Raw genomic sequence first — 18,058 nt, 5'->3', positions numbered from 1 at the left:
CAACGGGCCGCATGGCGCTCGCGGTGTAATGGCGGCAGGGCCGCGCGGATGGTTCCGCGCGGCCCTGCCGTCCAGGGGTTCTACAGGTATTGACCGGTGTTGGCGACGGTGTCGATGGACCGGCCGGCTTCGGTGCCCTGCTTGCCGGAGACGAGCGTGCGGATGTAGACGATCCGCTCGCCCTTCTTGCCGGAGATGCGGGCCCAGTCGTCGGGGTTGGTGGTGTTGGGCAGGTCCTCGTTCTCGGAGAACTCGTCCACGCAGGCCGTGAGCAGGTGCTGCACCCGCAGGCCCTTCTGGCCGCTTTCGAGGAACTGCTTGATGGCCATCTTCTTGCCCCGGTCGACGATGTTCTGGATCATCGCGCCGGAGTTGAAGTCCTTGAAGTAGAGGACCTCCTTGTCGCCGTTGGCGTAGGTCACCTCGAGGAAGCGGTTTTCCTCGCTCTCGGTGTACATCCGCTCCACGACGCTCTGGATCATGCCCTGGATGGTGGACTCGCGGGAGCCGGAGTGCTCCGTGAGGTCATCCGGGTGCAGCGGGAGGTCCGCGACCAGGTACTTCGAGAAGATGTCCTTGGCCGCCTCGGCGTCCGGCCGCTCGATCTTGATCTTGACGTCCAGGCGGCCGGGCCGCAGGATCGCCGGGTCGATCATGTCCTCGCGGTTGGAGGCGCCGATGACGATGACGTTTTCCAGGCCCTCGACGCCGTCGATCTCCGACAGCAGCTGAGGGACGATGGTGTTCTCCACGTCGGAGGACACGCCGGAGCCTCGGGTGCGGAAGATCGAGTCCATCTCGTCGAAGAACACGATCACCGGGGTGCCCTCTGAGGCCTTCTCGCGGGCCCGCTGGAAGACCAGGCGGATGTGCCGCTCGGTCTCACCGACGTACTTGTTGAGCAGCTCCGGACCCTTGATGTTGAGGAAGAAGCTCTTGCCGGACTGGCCCGTCTTCTCCGCGACCTGCTTGGCCAGGGAGTTGGCGACGGCCTTGGCGATGAGCGTCTTGCCGCATCCGGGCGGGCCGTACAGCAGCACGCCCTTCGGGGGACGGAGCTTGTGCTCGCGGAACAGGTCGGCGTGCAGGTAGGGGAGCTCAATGGCGTCCCTGATCTGCTCGATCTGCCGCATGAGGCCACCGATCTCCTCGTAGGAGATGTCGGGGACCTCTTCCAGCACCAGCTCTTCGACTTCGGACTTGGGTATGCGCTCGTAGACATAGCCGGAACGAGGTTCGAGCAGCAGCGAGTCGCCGGCCCTGATGGGCTGGCCGACCAGCGACTCGGCCAGTCGCACGACGCGCTCCTCGTCGGCGTGCGAGATGACCAGGGCCCGCTTGCCCTCGTCGAGCAGTTCTTTGAGCATCACGATCTCGCCGACCTCTTCGTAGCCGAGGGCTTCGACCACGTTGAGCGCCTCGTTGAGCATGACCTCCTGGCCACGCCGCAGCGAGTCGACGTCGACGGCCGGGCTGACGTTCACCCGGAGCTTGCGGCCTCCGGTGAACACCTCGATCGTGCCGTCTTCTCTGGCTTCAAGGAAGGTGCCGAAGCCGGATGGCGGCTGCGCCAGCCGGTCGACCTCCTCCTTGAGAGCGACGATCTGGTCCCTGGCCTCCTTGAGGGTTGCCACCAGGCGCTCGTTCTGGCCTGTCACGGCCGCGAGATTCGCCTGTGCCTCATGGAGACGCTCTTCGAGGACCCTGGCCTGACGGGGTGACTCGGCCAGCTTCCGCCTCAGCGCGGTGATCTCCTCCTGGAGGAAGGAGACCTGTGTTGAAAGATCAGCGACCTCCCGTTCGCGCTGCGCGGCTCGAGCCTCAGCATCATCGCGAGCTGCCACGCCCCGTCACCTCCTTCCCAGTCGAGGGCGACTACTAAGGACCTTACCTATCTCGGGCCCCTCCGTAACCTGGCCGGGCAGTGTTCGTCGAGTGACATTCAGTGTTCGTTGAATAATGCCTAATGGTGCGTTTAATACTCCCAGCATATGAACACGGCGATCTGTTCCCGTGTCACGCACCAAAGCACCCTCGTGGCCAAATTGTCATAGTTCCTCGGTGGTCCCCTTCGGTCGACGACGGCGCGGCGGCGGGGTCACGCCGTCGGCCATGCGGCGGGCGGAGACGAGGAAACCGGTGTGACCGATCATCCGATGATCCGGTCTCACCGCGAGTCCTTCGACATGCCAGTCGCGAACCAGGGTCTCCCACGCATGTGGCTCGGTGAAACACCCGTGATCGCGAATGACCTCGACAGTCTTGGACATCTGTGTGGTCGTGGCCACGTAGCAGCAGATCACTCCGCCGGGGGTGAGCGCCTTGGCGGCGGCGTCGACGCACTCCCAGGGGGCCAGCATGTCGAGGATGACGCGGTCGACGTCGACCTCGTCGATGGAGGCGACCAGGTCGCCCACGACCAGGCGCCAGTTGTCGTCCATGGGGCCGCCGTAGAACTTCTCCACGTTCTTGCGCGCCACGTCCGCGAACTCCTGGCGGCGCTCGTAGGAGGTCACGCGGCCCTCGGGGCCGACGGCGCGCAACAGGAAGCACGTCAGCGCGCCGGAGCCGACGCCGGCCTCGATCACGCGGGCGCCGGGGAAGATGTCGGCCATGCCGACGATCATCGAGGCGTCCTTGGGATAGATGACGGCCGCGCCGCGCGGCATGGCCAGCGTGTAGTCCTGCAGCAGGTGGCGGAAGGCCAGGTATTGGGTGCCGCCGGAGGAGCGCACGACGGAGCCTTCAGGCTGCCCGATCAGCTCGCTGTGCGGGATGGCGCCCTTGTGGGTGTGGAAGACGCCGTCCTCTTTGAGCGTGATCGTGTGGCGCTTGTTCTTGGGGTCGGTGAGCTGCACCTGATCCCCCACCTGGAAAGGCCCATGCCTGCGGAAACCCATGGCGGCAAGGTTATAGGGCTTTCGAGCAGGTCCGGACGCACGATATCTATGGGGGATGCTCCCGCGTGATGTGATCTCGACCGGCTCCCTGATCCTCCGTCCTCCCGTGGAGGCGGACGCCGAGCCGATCGTGAAGATGTGCGACGACCCGGTGACGGTTCGCTTCATGCCGCTGCTGCCGCGGCCGTACACGCTGGAGCACGCGCTCGACTACGTGAAGAGCTCCACGGGGAAGTGGGAGGACGGCGGCGCCGAGTACGCGATCACGGAGGACGGGCGGTTCGCCGGGTCGATCGGGGTGCGCCCGCCGGACCACTGGGGCGTGGCGGAGCTGGGCTACCTGGTGGCGCCGTGGGCGCGGGGCCGGAACGTGGCCACGACGGCGACCCGGGCCGTGTCCGACTGGCTGTTCGACCAGGGGGTGCGCCGGGTCGAGCTGCAGGCCGAGGTGGAGAACGTGGCGAGCCTGCGGGTGGCGTACAAGGCGGGGTTCCAGGAGGAGGGGCGGCGGCGGGCGGCCAAGCGGCTGCGGGACGGGCGGTACGTCGATCTCGTGACGTTCGCCAGGCTCAAGGGGGACGCGCCGGTGGCGCCGTACCTGCCGTTCTTCCCGGGCGGGGAGCTGAGCGACGGCGTGGTGCGGCTGGTGCCGATGGCGGCCGGGGACGCCGGGGACTTCCACCGGATGATGGCCGAGCCGGGCGTGCGGGCCTACTCCCTGGCGCCGCCGACCACCCTGGAGGACGACGAGCGGCGCTGCCGGTACACCGGCTACTGGTGGGTGTCGGGGCAGCGGGTGGAGCTGGCGGTCAGGGACGCGGCCTCGGGGGCGTTCGCGGGGCATCTGCAGCTGATGCAGGTGGTCCCGGCCCTGGGGCAGGCGATGATCGGCTATTCGCTGGTGCCGGAGTTCCGGGGGAAGGGGTTCATGACGCGGGCGGTCGGGCTGCTGGTGGAGTGGGCGTTCGCGAACACGGGCCTGCACCGGATCGTGGCGGGGACCGACGTGGACAACACGGCCTCGCACGCGGTGCTGGAACGTTCTGGGTTCGAGCGGGAGGGCGTGCACCGGGAGCTGTTCCCCAGGCCGGACGGCACCAGGGCCGACGACGTGCAGTGGGTGCGGCTGCGGTCGTCGTAGGCGCGGGCCGCCCCGGCGGGGGTCGCGGTGGGCGCCCTGGTCAAGGTCGCGGCCGGCCCGTCCCTGGCGCATGCGGGCGTGTTGCGGGCGGGGGCCCGGCAGCTGGCCGAAAAGGTCAAAAATCCTGATTTCCTGTTGAGGGGTAGTCAAGAGCCGCGTCGAGAGTGATAGTCAGGGCACCCGCAGGTGAGCTTCGCGCGATCGGGCTGCGCGATCTCGCCCCTCCGCTCCGAGGGATCACCGCGATGCCATACAACCGTGTCGATGTCGCCGTGCGTGAACTCATCGCCTCGTTCTCCTGCCTGGAGGCCGGGGACCTGCTCGAACGGCTGGCGCGTACCGCCGCCGCCGTCGCCGGCACCGGCTACTCCGGATTCGTCCGGGTGGACGCGCTGCGCCAGGAGGCGAGCGCCGTCCACGTGCACGCCCCTCCCGGCGACCCGCTGGGCCTGCGGCGGTGGCTGGCCGAATCCGGGGTGCTGAAGGAGCTGGCCGCGTCGTCGGTGACGGTTCGGCTGGCGCATGACGCCTCGATGGGCGAGCCGGGGTTCCTGGCCACTCCCGTGCCCGTGGCGGCTCGGGACCACACGTTCGTGTGGGTGGCCGGGCGGGGGTTCTGCGACAGGGACGAGCATCTGCTGAGCCGCTTCGCGACCGCGACGGGGCGGGCCCTGGAGGCGGCCAGCGGGCTCGAGGCGGCGGTACGTCTGTTGCGGGGCGTACGGTCTTTCCGACCGGCCTAGCCGGGACCCGCGGCTTCGAGACGGACCGGATCACCAGGATCAGGACGACCGGTACCGTGCCGCATTTCCCCGCCAATCACCACATGGCAGGCTCGTTTCCGACCGTTCATTTTCCGAAAGATCTTCACCATTTACCGGATTAAGCGATATATTCCCCGGCTTTTCGCGAGTAGTCCTAATACAACCTGCAGCACTCCCCCGCCACCGCCACCCGCGCCCCGCCGGCGCCGCCGATCCGGCCCGCACTGCCCGCCCCACCGCGTCCTTCCCGGCGTTTCGGCGCGGCATTGACGGCCTTGGGCGGGCGGCACCCGTCCCGACTTGTGTCGCTTTAGTCCTCGTCAGGCTATAAACACGGAAATAGCTGATCACCTTCTCGCAGCCAGGGCGTAACCTGCCCTTATGGGGACCACCTGGCCGTTCGCCGGGCGCGGAGAGGAGCTCGGGCACCTTCTCCGCCTCGCGTGCGACCCCACCGCCCAGGGCGTGCTCCTCGCGGGACCACCGGGAGCGGGCAAGACCGCCCTGGCCACGCACCTGACCGAGCAGCTGCCGGCCGGGCGGCTCGGGGGCGTCCTCACCATCAGGGCCGCCACGGCACTGCGGGACGTGCCCGGCGGCGCCCTGACCACCTCGATCCCGCCCGATCCCGGCACGGCCCGCAGCCCCGCGCCCGGCACGGCCTGCGCGGCGGCCGAAACGGTGGAGCGGTGCGGTGAGCGGCTGCTGCGCAACGCCGGCGCCGCCGTCGTGACGGTGGACGACGCGCACCTCCTGGACCGCCACTCGGCCGAGGTGGTGGCCACCCTGGTACGCACCGGACGGGTCCGGCTGATCGCGACCGTGTGCTCCGAAGAGGCCCTCGACGGGCCGGTCGTGGAGCTGTGGCGGGACGGCCGGCTCAGGCGGTTCGAGGTGGAGCCGCTCCGCGAGGTCGACGTGGCGGCCGTACTCGCCGCGGCGCTGGACGGCCGGGTCGATGGGGCCGCCGTGGCGCGGCTGGCGGAGATCACCGGAGGGAACGCGCTGTGGCTGCGCGAGACGGTGCAGCTCGCCCGGGCGGCTGGAGCGCTCCAGCGGACCGGCGGGGTGTGGCGGCTGACCGGGGAGCCGCCGGCGGCGCGGGGGCCGGAGGAGCTCGTCGACCGGCGGGTGGGGGCGTTGCCGTCCGAGGTCGGGGAGGTGCTGGAGTACGCGGCGTTCGGGGAGCCGGTCGGGGTGACCACGCTGGCGGCCCTGTGCTCCGGGACGGCGGTGCGGGAGGCGGCCGAGGACGGGCTGATCACCGTGGCGGCCGAGGGACGCGGGGAGGTCGTCCGACCGGCGCACCCGCTGTACGGGTCGGCGGCCCGCGAACGGTGCCCGCGGGAGCGGCGCGATGACCGGTACGCCAGGCTGGTCGCCGCCGTGGAGGCGGACGGGAGCGGCGATTCGGCCGTGCTCGCCGGGTGGCGGCTGGCCGGCGGGCTGGAGGCCGACCCCGGGCCGTTGCTGGGGGCGTGCCGGCTGGCGGGCGGCGTACACGATCACCCGGCGGCGATCCGGCTCGGCCGCGCCGCCGTACGCGCCGGCGGCGGCACGGGTGCGGCGGTCGGACTGGCCGCCGCCCTGGAGGACGCCGGGCAGCCGCACCAGGCGCAGGCGGTGCTCCTGCGGGCGGAGGAGCGCTGGACCGGTGACGATCGGGACCGGGTACGGCTCGCCGTGGCCAGGGCCGAGAACCTGGCCTGGGGCCTGGACCGGCTCGGCGACGCGCTGGACCTGCTGGCCACCACGCGCAAGGAAGTCCCCGACCCCGGCCCGCGGCGGGAAGCGGACGCGGCGCGGGCGATCCTGCTGGCCGAAGCCGCCCGGGCCGACGAGGCACTCAGGCTGATCGGCCGGGCACGCGGCACGGACGAGGGCCTCCGCGCCGGTTCGGGCGCGGTGACGGCCGCCAGGGTCGCCGGGGCACGAGCGCTGGCCCTCTGCCACGCCGGCCGGACCGGCGAGGCCGCCGGAGCGGTCCAGGACGCGGCGCGCGCCGAGGAGGGGCCGGGGCGGCCGTACACGTCTCCGTACGCGACGTCGGCCATGTGCGGCTGCTTCTCCGGCGACCTGGACCTGACCGCCCGTGCCATCGCCGCCATGCGCCGGCCGGCCGGCGAGCACGGCTGGCCGGGCCGGAACGAGCAGGCCCTCGCGCAGGGACGGCTGGCGATGCTCAGAGGAGAGCTGGGAGCCGCGCTGCTCATCCTGCGGACCGCGGCCCGGCGGGAGACGCCCCAGGACGCCGCCGAGCGGATGGCCGCGTACGCGATGGCCCAGGCGCTGCACGGGGACGCGGCGGGCGCGCGGATGTCGCTGGAGGCGGCCCGCGGACGCGCCACGTGGACCGCGCTCCGGCACTGGACGGCGCTCGCGGAGGTCTGGGCGGAGGCCGCGTCGGGAGGGCCGTCACGGGCCGTGGAGCTCGCCCTGGCGCATGCGGAGGAGTGCCGGGAGGGCGGGCCCGCGTCCTTCGAGGCGATCGCGTTGCACGACGCCGTACGGCTGGGCGCCCCCACCAGCGCGCTCCCCCGGCTGAGCGAGCTGGCTGCGGTCCTGGACGGGCCGCGCGTACGGCTCGCCGTGCGCCATGCCCGCGCCCTGGCCGAAGGCGACGCGGCGGCGCTGGCGGAGGTCGCGGCCGGCTTCGACGCCACGGGATTGCGGCTCTTCGGAACGGAGGCGAGAGCGCAGGCGAAGGCCCTGCGCGACGGCACCCGGCCCGGCTGGCGCCCCCACCCCGCATGACCCGGTGTCCGGGACCCCGGCGCAGCACTTCCCTGGGACGGAACGCTCGGCGGGGAGTAGCGTGGCCGCTCGTGAGGATGCTCATCGTCGGCGGGAGCGGCCATCTGGGCGGCGAGCTCGTACGGTTGTGCGTGGCGGCGGGCCACGAGGTGGGCGCGACCTGTCACACCCGGCCGGGGAACGACCCGGGCGCGCGGTGGCTGCCGTTGGACGTGCGGTCGCGGGAGGCCGTGGCCGCCGTGTTCGACGGGTTCCGGCCGGAGGTGACGATCAACACGGCGTACCGCTCGACGGACTGGACGGCCACCGCGGACGGCGCCGCGCACGTGGCCGTGGCCGCCGCGCGGGCGGGCGGGCGGCTGGTGCACGTCTCCAGCGACGCCGTCTTCTCCGGATCCGCGCCCTCGTACGATGAGGCGTGCGTGCCCGACCCGATCAGCCCGTACGGTGCGGCCAAGGCGGCCGCCGAGACGGCCGTGCGGGCGGTGCTGCCCGATGCCGCGATCGCCAGGACGTCCCTGATCCTCGGGCGCGGTGAATCGGCGCACGAGGCGCTGGTGCACTCGCTGGTGGCGAGGCCGGGTTCGGGGGTGCTGTTCGCGGATGACGTGCGGTGTCCCGTGCACGTCTCCGACCTGGCGGCGGCGCTGGCGGAGGTGGCGGTCCGGGGGTGCTCGGGGGTGCTGCACGTCGCCGGGGCCGATGCGGTCAGCCGGTACGAGCTGGGCGTGCTCATCGCCCGCCGGGACGGCCTGGACGAGGATCTCCTGGTCGCCGGGAGCCGGGTGCGGGCGGGGGTGCCGGGGCCGCTCGAGGTCCGGCTGGACTGCTCGGCGACGCGGCGGCGGCTGGGGACCCGGCTCCGTGGCGCCCGGGAGTTCCTGGCGGAGCCGGCCGCCCGGCACTCGGCGGCGCCGGACGGCCGCACCGTACGGGACACGACCTCGTGAGGCGGCGCCACGCCCCGGACGTGCGAACGCCCGCGCCCCGGAACCCCAGGGAACGCGGGCGTTCGATGAGACCTACCCCCGGTGCGGCTCGAAGCGGAGCGTGCGGGACACTCCGACGCGGACCGTGGTGCCCGGGGCGATCGTGACGGGCTCGTTGGGCGGGATGTCGTAGAAGTTGGGGTCGCCGGGCGGCTGGATCTGGGTGCCGTTCACCGACCCCAGGTCCACCAGGTTGACGTCCCATCCGTCCAGCGCCACCCGCAGGTGGCGGCGTGAGACCGAGCCGTCCGGGCTGGTCACCTTGGCGGGCCTGGCGGTGCCGCCGGCCACCTCGGGTGCCCGCTCCGGGTCGCGGCCGAGCAGGTAGTCGGTCTCCAGGGGGAGCGCCGTCCCGTCGTCGAGGATCAGGACGCCGAGCGAGGGGCGCGGGCCCTTGTAGGGGACGAGGGTGCGCTGCACCAGGGCGATGCCGCAGACCGCGCAGTAGGGCGCGCGGGGGTCGTTGAAGTGGTCGTTCTTGCAGTCGACCCCGTAGACCAGAGGGCGGTCGCCGTGCTCGGGCTGCTGATCCTGCTGCGGCGGGCCCGGGTGGTCGAAGTGGTCGGGCGGGCCGAGGACGGGCGGCGCGGGCTGGTCGTAGTGGTCGCCGGGACCCATGTGCTGCGGGATCGGCTGGTCGGCGGCGCCGTTGCCGGAGGGCGGCTCGTCGTAGGACGGGAACTGCTGCTGCTCGGGCAGGGGCGGCGGCTGCTCCTGGTAGGGAGAGTCCTGCGGCGGGTGGTAGGCGGGCTCCTGCGGCGGCAGGTAGGGGGGCTGGTCCTGGGGAGTGTGGTAGGCCGGCGGGTCCTGCGGGGTGTGGTACGGCTGGTCCATGACCGGGGGCGCGGGCTGGGGACCCGAGGGCGGGCCGGGCACGACCGGCGGCTGGTCGGCCAGTGGGTACGGAGGACGCTCCACGGGCTGCTGGGCCGGCGGCTGGATGAGGTCGGCCTCCATGTGGAAGGCCGTGTTGGGCATCTCGCTGGTCAGTGGCCGGGAGGGCGCGGACGGTGCGGAGGGCGCGGGCCGGTCGGTGAAGTCGCCGACGAGACCGCCGCCGTGCACGACGCCGCCCTCGAAGCGGACCGCGGGGTGCGGGCTGCCGGCGCCGGGCAGGCTGAGCTCGACGCGCTCGACCGTGCCGGTGACGAGCCGGTCGGCCCAGGTCAGCGAGTCGCTGCCGGCCAGCCGGGTCTCGCCGGCCGCGGTGGCGATGGTGGCCGCGGCCGAGCCGCTGACCAGGACGGCGACGCCGCCGCCGACGGGACCGGCGACCGCGCAGGTGGCCGGGTCGCCCGCCATGTTGGCCGCGAGCACCTGAGCGGCGCGGCGGGCCAGCGCCCGGCCGTCGCCACCGGAGGCGGCCGTCTCGCGCAGCGCCTCGAGCAGGTCATCGGCGGCCGACTCGGCCGAATCGCACACGAGCAGCAGCCCGCCGACGTAGGCGACCAGCCCGTTTCCAGGAAGCGGACGCACCACTCCGAAGCCGTGGTCGGTCATGCGTCCTCCCTCATGACGACCGTGCTGCGCTCATTGGTGCCCTCGCTGCGCTCGGTCACTCAACTCTCCTCCCCGGAAGCCGGCGATATTACGGCACCCGCACTGCCGTGCTGGCCACCAGCCATACGCATACCCAGACGACGAGGCCGTGTCGCGGCCCCCTCGTCTCGATTCGGTGAACCGGTGGACCGCAGCAAACCCCTCAACTGTGCAAGTTTGGCCAAACAGCACACTATCGGCCAGTCGTCGCATCGCAGAAATCGCCGGAGTCGGCTCCGGCCCACCCGAAACTGCTGGACACGACCCTATCGATGGCCCGCCGCTTAAACGAGTGGGACAAATCAGACGCCGGTGAAAACCCTGTTCACGTCGGCCGTGGCGAGCACCCCGTAGATCTCGCCACCGTCCTCGACGAGCAGGTATTCGCTGCCCGGGGCCGCGCGCATGGCCTCGATGAGCGGCTCGCCGGTCAGGTCGGCCGCGAGCATCATGGTGGGCTCCAGGGTCTTGGCCAGGGAGCCGACGTTCACCCAGGGGCGGCGGTGCTCGGGGGTGGCCTGGACGGCGGCCTCGCTGACGATCGCCAGCGGCCTGCCCTCGTGGTCGACGACGACCAGGGCGCCCGCCAGGCGCTCGGTGGCCTGGCGCAGCGCCTCGGCCAGTGGCGTCTCGGCGCTCACGGGGATGGCCCGGCGCGCCAGGGCGCGCGCGTTGACCTGCGGGATGCGCTGGCGGATCTTGGCGATGCGCAGCGACTGGCTGGCGCCCATCCAGATGAACGACGCCAGCACCAGCGGCCACACCAGGTCGACGGGGTCGATGTCGCGCCCGCTGGACAGCGCGGTCGCGACCGGGAACACCACCAGCAGCGCGGCCAGCACCCGCCCGCCCCAGGCCGCCACGATGGTGCCGGAGCCGGGGTTGCTGGTGAGCTTCCACACTCCGGCGCGCAACATCCGGCCGCCGTCGAGCGGCAGCCCGGGCAGCAGGTTGAACACGCCGACGATGAGGTTGGCGAACCACAGCTGCCAGGTGAGCACCTCGAGGATGCCGCCGTTGTTGATCACCCAGACGTCGGCGGCCAGCCCGATCCCGGCCAGCCCGAGGGACAGCGCCGGCCCCGCGGCGGCGACCATGAACTCCTTGCCCGGCGTGGGCGGCTCCTTCTCGATCTCCGACACCCCGCCGAGGAGGTAGAGGGTGATCCTGCGGACCGGCAGGCCGTACGCCTTGGCCAGGACGCTGTGGGCCAGCTCGTGCAGCAGCACCGAGACGTACAGCAGCACCGCGAACAGGAACGCCACCCCGTACGCGGCGACGCTGTCGAGCTCGGGCAGCATCTGCCGCATCTGTGGCCCGAACATCACGGTGATGAACGCCGCCACCAGGAACCATGTCCACGAGACGTACACCGGAATGCCGAACGGCTTCCCCATCCGAAGACCGGAGAACTCTCGCCGCGGGCTTTGCTCGCTCACCGCACTCCTTGAACGTCCATTACGTGCTGTTGCTGCCTTGATGCTACGCGCCGGATCACGTGATCCTCGTCCCGCGGGCGTTATTCTGTCGGGGTCTTGACCTAGAGTGCGGTGCATGACGTTGACCGAACCGGTGATCATCGGAGCTCTCTCCCCGTCCCGGGCGGGCGATTTCATGACGTGTCCGCTGCTCTACCGCTTCCGGGTGATCGACCAGCTCCCCGAGAAGCCGTCGCAGGCGGCGGTGCGCGGCACGGTGGTCCACGCGGTCCTGGAGCGCCTCTACGACCTGCCGGCACCGCGGCGCTCGGTGCGGGCGGCGCTGGAGCTGCTGGAGCCGCAGTGGGAGCGGCTGCTGGCCGACGACCCGCAATACGCGCGGATGTTCACCGACGACGCGGAGCAGGCCGAGTGGCTGGGGCAGGCGCGCGGCATGCTGGAGCGCTACTTCACGCTGGAGGACCCGACGCGGCTGGAGCCGGCCGAGCGGGAGCTCTACGTGGAGGCGGTGCTGGACGGCGGGCTGATGCTGCGCGGCTACGTCGACCGCCTCGACGTGGCGCCCACCGGTGAGGTGCGCGTGGTCGACTACAAGACGGGCAGCGCGCCGGGTCCCGACTTCGAGGCCAAGGCGCTGTTCCAGATGAAGTTCTACGCGCTGGTGCTGTGGCGGCTGCGCGGGCAGGTGCCGCGGCTGCTGCAGCTGGTCTACCTGGGCGGCCAGGGCGAAGTGCTGCGGTACGCGCCCGACGAGGCCGACCTGCTGGCCACCGAGCGCAAGGTGATGGCGTTGTGGGCGGCGATCGAGCGGTCGCTGGAGACGGGCGAGTGGCGGGCGCGGCGCAGCCGGCTGTGCGACTGGTGCGACCACCAGGCACTGTGCCCGGAGTTCGGCGGCACCCCACCGCCGGTGCCCGACCGCCAACCGGGCGACACGGTCCGCAGCAGCCGCCGCTCGGCCACCGACGAGCTCTGACTCACGACAGTCCGTCTCACCCACGGCCGTCCCTCTGACGCGCGCGGCCGTCCCTCCGACGCGCGGCTGTCCAAAGGCGCACCCATCAGCACGCGGACGCCCCAGCGGCACGCGAGGTGTGAGGTGGGGGAGGCGGCGAAGCGCTGGGCCCGTAGGGAGCGCGCGGGTTCAGGGCCTGGAGGGCGCCCGGCATCCTGACAGGGCCGACAGGCAAGGCTGGCGGACTGGGCGGGCCTGGGGCTGGCGGACTGGGCGGGCCGGGGGTGTCCGAGGTGCGGTGGGGGCCGGGGGGTGCCTGGTGGCCTGGATCGTCCCGGGTGGTCCGCGGCGGACTCAGGGGGCTTGGGTGGGCGGGCTTGGGGGTGGATGGGGGCTTATCCTCCCGAGGGAGGAGGTTGAGGGCTCTCACCTGGTCTTACAGTGAAGCCGTGCGCATAGATCGGAGCAGGCTCCACGACACGGTGCTCGCCGGGCTCGTGGCCGCGATCTCCGTGGCGCTGTTCGTGCTCTACGGGCCCGATCGCCTGCAGGCCGAGGGGCTGCCTGTCGGGGGCATGCGGCGACCCGACACGTTCGGGGTGCTGCTGGTGGTGCTGGCGTGCGCCCCGGTGGCGTGGCGTCGTCGCTGGCCGCTGGCGGCGCTGTGCGCGGGGCTGGTGCCGGAGACGTTCCTCAACGTGTTCGGCTACGGCACCGGCATGTCCAGCCTGTCCGGCCTGGTGCTGCTGTATTCGGTGGCGTCCTACCGGGGGCTGGCGATCGCACTGGGCGCGCTGCTGCTGTCGCTGGTGACGTACGTGACCGGCGCCGTCGCCGGGCCAGTGCGGGCAGCCGGCTGGAACGAGTACGTGGTCGTCGCCGTGGTCCTGGTGGCGGTGTGGGGCGCGGGCCGCAGCCTGCGGTTGCGCCGGGCGTACCTGGAGGAGCTGAAGGACCGGGCGACCAGGCTGGAGCGGGCGCACGCGGCCGACACGCGGGCGGCGCGGGCGGAGGAGCGGTCGAGGATCGCCCGCGAGCTGCACGACGTGGTCGCCCACCACGTCAGCGTGATGACCGTGCAGGCCGCGGCGGCGCGGCGGGTGCTGGCCTCCGACCCGGAGCTGGCGCGCGAGGCGCTGTCGGCGATCGAGCACACGGGCCGGATGGCGATGACCGAGATGCGCAACATCGTGGGCGTGCTGCGTACCGACTCGAGGGCGGACGCGCGGGCCGAGCTGGGCCCGCAGCCGGGCGTGCGGGACCTGCCGGCGCTGGTGGAGCAGATGCGGGAGGCGGGGCTGCCGACGCGGTTGCGGACGGAGGGCGAGCCGGCGCCGCTGCCCGCGGGTGTGGACCTGGCGGCCTACCGGCTGGTCCAGGAGGGGCTGACCAACAGCCTGCGGCACGCGGGGGCGGGGGCGGAGGCCGTGGTGACCGTCCGCCATGACGCGCACGAGCTGGACGTGCGGGTGGAGGACGACGGCAAGGGCGCGCCGCGGGAGCCGGCCGGGGAGATGTCCCTGCCGCCAGGGCATGGTTTGGTGGGGATTCGCGAACGGGTGGCCCTCTATGGTGGAATCCTGAGCATCGGTCCGCTGCCGGGGGGCGGTTTCGGGGTGCGGGCAAGGTTCCCGTTGAAGGACGGCCAATGACGATCAGAGTGCTGCTGGTGGACGACCAGCCGCTGCTGCGTACCGGTTTCCGCCTGATCCTCGAGGCCGAGCCCGACATCACGGTGGTGGGGCAGGCCGGCGACGGCAAAGGCGCGCAGGAGCAGACGCGGGCGTTGCTGCCCGACGTGGTGCTGATGGACATCCGGATGCCCGGGGTCGACGGCATCGAGGCCACGCGCCGCATCGTGCGCGAGGCGGCGCCCGCGGCGCACGTGCCGAAGGTGCTGGTGCTGACGACGTTCGACCTGGACGAGTACATCGTGGAGGCGCTGCGTTCGGGCGCGTCCGGGTTCCTGCTGAAGGACGTGCCGCCGGACGAGCTGGTGCAGGCGATCCGGGTGGTGGCGGCCGGCGACGCGATCGTGGCGCCGAGCGTGACGCGGCGGCTGCTGGACAGGTTCGCCACGCGGCTGCCGTCGGCGTACGAGCAGGCCGCTCCCGCGCGGCTCGACCGGCTGACCGAGCGGGAGCTGGAGGTGCTGCGGTTGATCGCCAAGGGCATGTCCAACGCGGAGATCGCGGCCAAGCTCGTGGTGAGCGAGACGACGGTGAAGACCCACGTCGGCAACGTGCTGACCAAGCTCGGGCTGCGTGACCGGGTGCAGGCCGTGGTGCTGGCCTACGAGACGGGGCTGATCACGCCGGGCGCCATCTCCTGAGGGCGATCACGCCGGGCGCCATCCTCTGAGGCCGGTCACGCAGGGCGCCATCCGCTGGAGGCCGATCGCGCCGGGCGCCATCTCCTGAGCGGGCGCCCGGCGTTTCAGGTGGCTCAGCCGGCCTTGCCGGCCACTTCCGGCGTGGCCGGGGCGTTCTCCGGGAAGTGGCAGGCCACCCGGTGGCCGCTGGCGAGCTGCTCCAGCGGCGGCTCGACCTGCTTGCAGATCTCCTGCGCCTTCCAGCAGCGGGTGTGGAAGCGGCAGGCGGGCGGCGGGTTGAGCGGGCTCGGCACGTCGCCGGTCAGCCGGATGCGCTCGCGTTCCTTGCGCGCCTTCGGGTCGGGCACGGGCACGGCCGACATCAGGGCGTTGGTGTACGGGTGCATGGGCGAGCTGTAGAGCCGCTTGCGGTCGGCGATCTCCACGATCTTGCCCAGGTACATGACCGCCACCCGGTCGCTGATGTGCCGCACCACCGACAGGTCGTGGGCGATCACGACGTAGGTCAGGTCCAGCTCTTTCTGCAGGTCTTCGAGCAGGTTGACGACCTGGGCCTGGATCGACACGTCGAGCGCGGAGACCGGCTCGTCGGCGATGATCAGCTTGGGCTTGAGCGCGAGCGTGCGGGCGATGCCGATGCGCTGGCGCTGCCCGCCGGAGAACTCGTGCGGGTAGCGGTTGTAGTGCTCGGGGTTGAGCCCGACCAGCTCAAGGATGTCCTGGACGGCCTTCTTGATGCCGTTCTCGGTCCTGATGCCCTGGATCCGGAAGGGCGCGCCCACGATGGCGCCCACCGTGTGGCGGGGGTTGAGCGACGAGTACGGGTCCTGGAAGATCATCTGCATGTCGCGCCGGAGCGGCCGGAGCCGGCCCTGGCTCATGTGCGAGATGTCCTGGCCCTCGAAGACGACCTCGCCGCCGGTGGGCTCGAGGAGCCGGGTCACCAGCCGTCCCGTGGTGGACTTGCCGCAGCCGGACTCCCCCACGAGGCCGAGCGTCTCGCCCTTGAACACCTCGAAGCTGATCCCGTCCACGGCCTTGACGGCCCCGACCTGCCTTTTGAGCAGGCCCTTCGTCACCGGGAAGTGCTTCTCCATGTTATGCACGGAAAGAAGCGGCTCATTCTCGCTCACTGGATCTCCAGCACTGGCTTGATCTCGTTCTCCCATAGGCCCTGCCGCTCGCTCCTGCTCATGTGGCAGCGTACGAGGTGGCCTCCCTCGGTCTCGGCGAGGGCCGGCACCTCGGTGGCGGCCTTGTCCCCGGTGCGCTCGGCGTACGGGCAGCGCGGGTGGAAGGCGCAGCCCGGCGGCACGTTGATCAGGGACGGCGGCGAGCCCTTGATCGGCAGGAGCCGTTCGGTGGGCTCGCGGTCCAGGCGGGGCATGGAGCCGAGCAGACCCCAGGTGTAGGGGTGCTCGGGCCGGTAGAAGATGTCGTCGGCGGAGCCGTACTCGACACATTTGCCGCCGTACATGACGAGGATGTCGTCGGACAGCTCGGCCACCACGCCCAGGTCGTGCGTGATGACGATCAGCGCGGAGTTGAACTCCCGCTGCAGGTCACGCATGAGGTCCAGGATCTGGGCCTGCACGGTCACGTCGAGCGCGGTGGTCGGCTCGTCGGCGATGAGCAGCTCGGGGTCGCAGGAGAGCGCCATGGCGATCATGGCGCGCTGCCGCATGCCGCCGGAGAACTCGTGCGGGTAGCTGTCGACCCGGCCGCCCGGCTCGGGGATGCCGACGCGGCCGAGCATGTCGATGGCGTGCTTGCGGGCCACCTGCTTGGAGACGTCGTTGTGGATGCGGTACGCCTCGATGATCTGGTGGCCGACCGTGTAGTACGGGTGCATCGACGACAGCGGATCCTGGAAGATCATCGCCATCTTCTTGCCGCGCAGCCGGCGCACGTGCTCGGCGGAGGCGCCGTTCAGCTCCTCGCCGTCGAGCCAGATCTCCCCGGAGATCCGGGCCCGGCCGCCCTTGTGCAGGCCGAGCACGCCGAGGCTGGTCACGCTCTTGCCGGAGCCGGACTCGCCCACGATGCCGAGGGTCTGACCGCGCTCGACGCTGAACGTCAGCCCGTCGACGGATTTGACGAGACCGTCGTCCGTCGGGAAATGGATCTTCAGGTCCTTGACGTCAAGGAAGCTCATGACAACCTCACCCTCGGGTCGACCACGGCGTACAGGAGGTCGACGACCAGGCTCGCCACCACCACGAAACCGGCGGCGACCAGCACCACGCCCATGACCTGAGGCAGGTCCTGGTTCCTGATGGCCAGAATGGCGAACTGGCCGAGCCCGGGCAGAGTATAGGTGGTCTCGGTGAGGACGGCGCCGCCGATGAGCAGGCCGAAGTCGATGCCGAACAGGGTCAGGATCGGGGTGAGCGCGGCGCGCAGGCCGTGTTTGACCACGACCCGGCTCTCGGACAGGCCCTTGGCCCTGGCCGTGCGGATGTAGTCCTCGCCCATCGTCTCCAGCATCCCGGCCCGCGTCAGGCGGGCGTAACCGGCGGCGAACAGGAACGCCAGGGTGATCCACGGCAGCAGCAGGTTGTAGGCCCATTGCGCCGGATTCACGGTGAAGTCCGTCCACGCGCCGCCCGGCGGCGTCCAGCCCAGGCCGTAACTGAAGATGACCAGGGAGATCATGCCGGTGAAGAAGATGGGCAGCGACACGCCGGCCAGCGCGGTGCCCATCGAGAGGCGGTCGAAGAAGCTGCCTCTGCGCAGCGCGGAGAGCACGCCCACGCTCACGCCGGCCACCACCCAGATGAGCGCCGCGCCGATGGCCAGGGAGAAGGTCACCGGCAAGCGGTCGACCAGGTCCGGCCAGACGGGCTGCCCGCTGATGAAGGAGTAACCGAAGCAGGGGGCGGGGCACTGCTCGACGCCCGCACCGTAGTCGTACTCGGCGCCGGCGAAGATGCCCTTGACGAATCTGCCGTACTGCACGACCACCGGATCGTTGAAGCCGAGCCGCTCGGCCACCAGGTGGACCGTCTCCGGTGTGGCCGCCCGGCCTACGTAACGCGACGCGAGGGCCTCGGGTGTCGCCCCGGCCCACTGCGGCACGACGAAGAAAATGCCGAACGTGACCATGCTGATCACGATCAGCATGGCGAACGCGCCGATTAGACGCCTGATGATGTATGTGACCACCGCTACCGGCCGAGTGGCCCGCCCGCCGCCGGGCGGGCCACTCCTGCCTTCACCTGCCTTCGCTAGATCCCCGAACCCCG

General features: G+C 71.5%; 14 protein-coding genes. 7 read left to right on the top strand and 7 right to left on the bottom strand.

All coding sequences use genetic code 11. From position 1 onward, the window contains the following. Window positions 1-80: 80 nt before the first annotated feature. Both arc and AB0J69_RS53350 read right to left on the bottom strand, forming a co-directional pair. Window positions 81-1,844, bottom strand: a complete 1,764-nt coding sequence (gene arc, locus AB0J69_RS53355) for a proteasome ATPase (RefSeq protein ID WP_364135090.1) — start codon at window positions 1,842-1,844, stop codon at window positions 81-83. A gap of 204 nt (window positions 1,845-2,048) precedes the next feature. Beyond that, a complete protein-coding gene (locus AB0J69_RS53350; protein WP_364135087.1) occupies window positions 2,049-2,900 on the bottom strand; it encodes a tRNA (adenine-N1)-methyltransferase in 852 nt (283 codons plus the stop codon). 55 nt (window positions 2,901-2,955) lie between these two features. Between AB0J69_RS53350 and AB0J69_RS53345 the strand changes: the two genes are divergently transcribed. The 4 genes from AB0J69_RS53345 (at window position 2,956) to AB0J69_RS53330 (ending at window position 8,509) form a co-directional block, all read left to right on the top strand. Then, the gene (locus AB0J69_RS53345) at window positions 2,956-4,041 is read left to right on the top strand and encodes a GNAT family protein (RefSeq protein ID WP_364135084.1); all 1,086 of its coding nucleotides are present in this window, start codon (window positions 2,956-2,958) and stop codon (window positions 4,039-4,041) included. A 245-nt stretch (window positions 4,042-4,286) separates the two neighbouring features. Further along, window positions 4,287-4,784, top strand: a complete 498-nt coding sequence (locus tag AB0J69_RS53340) for a hypothetical protein (protein ID WP_364135081.1) — start codon at window positions 4,287-4,289, stop codon at window positions 4,782-4,784. A gap of 402 nt (window positions 4,785-5,186) precedes the next feature. Further along, a complete protein-coding gene (locus tag AB0J69_RS53335) occupies window positions 5,187-7,559 on the top strand; it encodes an ATP-binding protein (protein WP_364135079.1) in 2,373 nt (790 codons plus the stop codon). A gap of 77 nt (window positions 7,560-7,636) precedes the next feature. Further along, window positions 7,637-8,509, top strand: a complete 873-nt coding sequence (locus AB0J69_RS53330; RefSeq protein ID WP_364135096.1) for a sugar nucleotide-binding protein — start codon at window positions 7,637-7,639, stop codon at window positions 8,507-8,509. A gap of 72 nt (window positions 8,510-8,581) precedes the next feature. Here AB0J69_RS53330 and AB0J69_RS53325 read toward each other — a convergent pair whose 3' ends face one another. Beyond that, window positions 8,582-10,048 carry an FHA domain-containing protein gene (locus AB0J69_RS53325; protein ID WP_364135076.1) on the bottom strand — a complete coding sequence of 489 codons (1,467 nt, stop codon included), beginning with the start codon at window positions 10,046-10,048 and terminating at the stop codon, window positions 8,582-8,584. 341 nt (window positions 10,049-10,389) lie between these two features. Next, window positions 10,390-11,484, bottom strand: a complete 1,095-nt coding sequence (locus tag AB0J69_RS53320) for a site-2 protease family protein (RefSeq protein WP_364135073.1) — start codon at window positions 11,482-11,484, stop codon at window positions 10,390-10,392. A 157-nt stretch (window positions 11,485-11,641) separates the two neighbouring features. On the opposite strand from AB0J69_RS53320, the gene AB0J69_RS53315 reads away from it, so the two are divergent. From AB0J69_RS53315 to AB0J69_RS53305, 3 genes are all read left to right on the top strand, one after another. After that, complete coding sequence (locus AB0J69_RS53315) at window positions 11,642-12,502, top strand: RecB family exonuclease (protein ID WP_364135070.1); 861 nt, start codon at window positions 11,642-11,644, stop codon at window positions 12,500-12,502. Between the two features lie 428 nt (window positions 12,503-12,930). Then, a complete protein-coding gene (locus tag AB0J69_RS53310) occupies window positions 12,931-14,133 on the top strand; it encodes a sensor histidine kinase (RefSeq protein WP_364135067.1) in 1,203 nt (400 codons plus the stop codon). Beyond that, the gene (locus AB0J69_RS53305) at window positions 14,130-14,813 is read left to right on the top strand and encodes a response regulator transcription factor (protein WP_364135064.1); all 684 of its coding nucleotides are present in this window, start codon (window positions 14,130-14,132) and stop codon (window positions 14,811-14,813) included. The genes AB0J69_RS53310 and AB0J69_RS53305 overlap by 4 nt, the downstream gene beginning before the upstream one ends. A 113-nt stretch (window positions 14,814-14,926) precedes the next feature. On the opposite strand, the gene AB0J69_RS53300 is transcribed toward AB0J69_RS53305, so the two are convergent. The 3 genes from AB0J69_RS53300 to AB0J69_RS53290 are packed head-to-tail and all read right to left on the bottom strand — an operon-like array spanning window position 14,927 to window position 17,978. Then, window positions 14,927-15,982 carry a dipeptide ABC transporter ATP-binding protein gene (locus tag AB0J69_RS53300; protein ID WP_364135061.1) on the bottom strand — a complete coding sequence of 352 codons (1,056 nt, stop codon included), beginning with the start codon at window positions 15,980-15,982 and terminating at the stop codon, window positions 14,927-14,929. Continuing rightward, window positions 15,943-16,968, bottom strand: a complete 1,026-nt coding sequence (locus AB0J69_RS53295; protein WP_364135058.1) for an ABC transporter ATP-binding protein — start codon at window positions 16,966-16,968, stop codon at window positions 15,943-15,945. The genes AB0J69_RS53300 and AB0J69_RS53295 overlap by 40 nt, the downstream gene beginning before the upstream one ends. Beyond that, window positions 16,965-17,978 carry an ABC transporter permease gene (locus AB0J69_RS53290; RefSeq protein WP_364135055.1) on the bottom strand — a complete coding sequence of 338 codons (1,014 nt, stop codon included), beginning with the start codon at window positions 17,976-17,978 and terminating at the stop codon, window positions 16,965-16,967. Before AB0J69_RS53290 ends, AB0J69_RS53295 begins: the two co-directional genes overlap by 4 nt. Window positions 17,979-18,058 lie beyond the last annotated feature (80 nt).

It is taken from the genome of Nonomuraea sp. NPDC049709 (assembly GCF_040674815.1).
Lineage (GTDB): Bacteria > Actinomycetota > Actinomycetes > Streptosporangiales > Streptosporangiaceae > Nonomuraea.
Note: the sequence above shows the minus strand (reverse complement) of the source record. Positions and strands in the feature narration are given on the sequence as shown.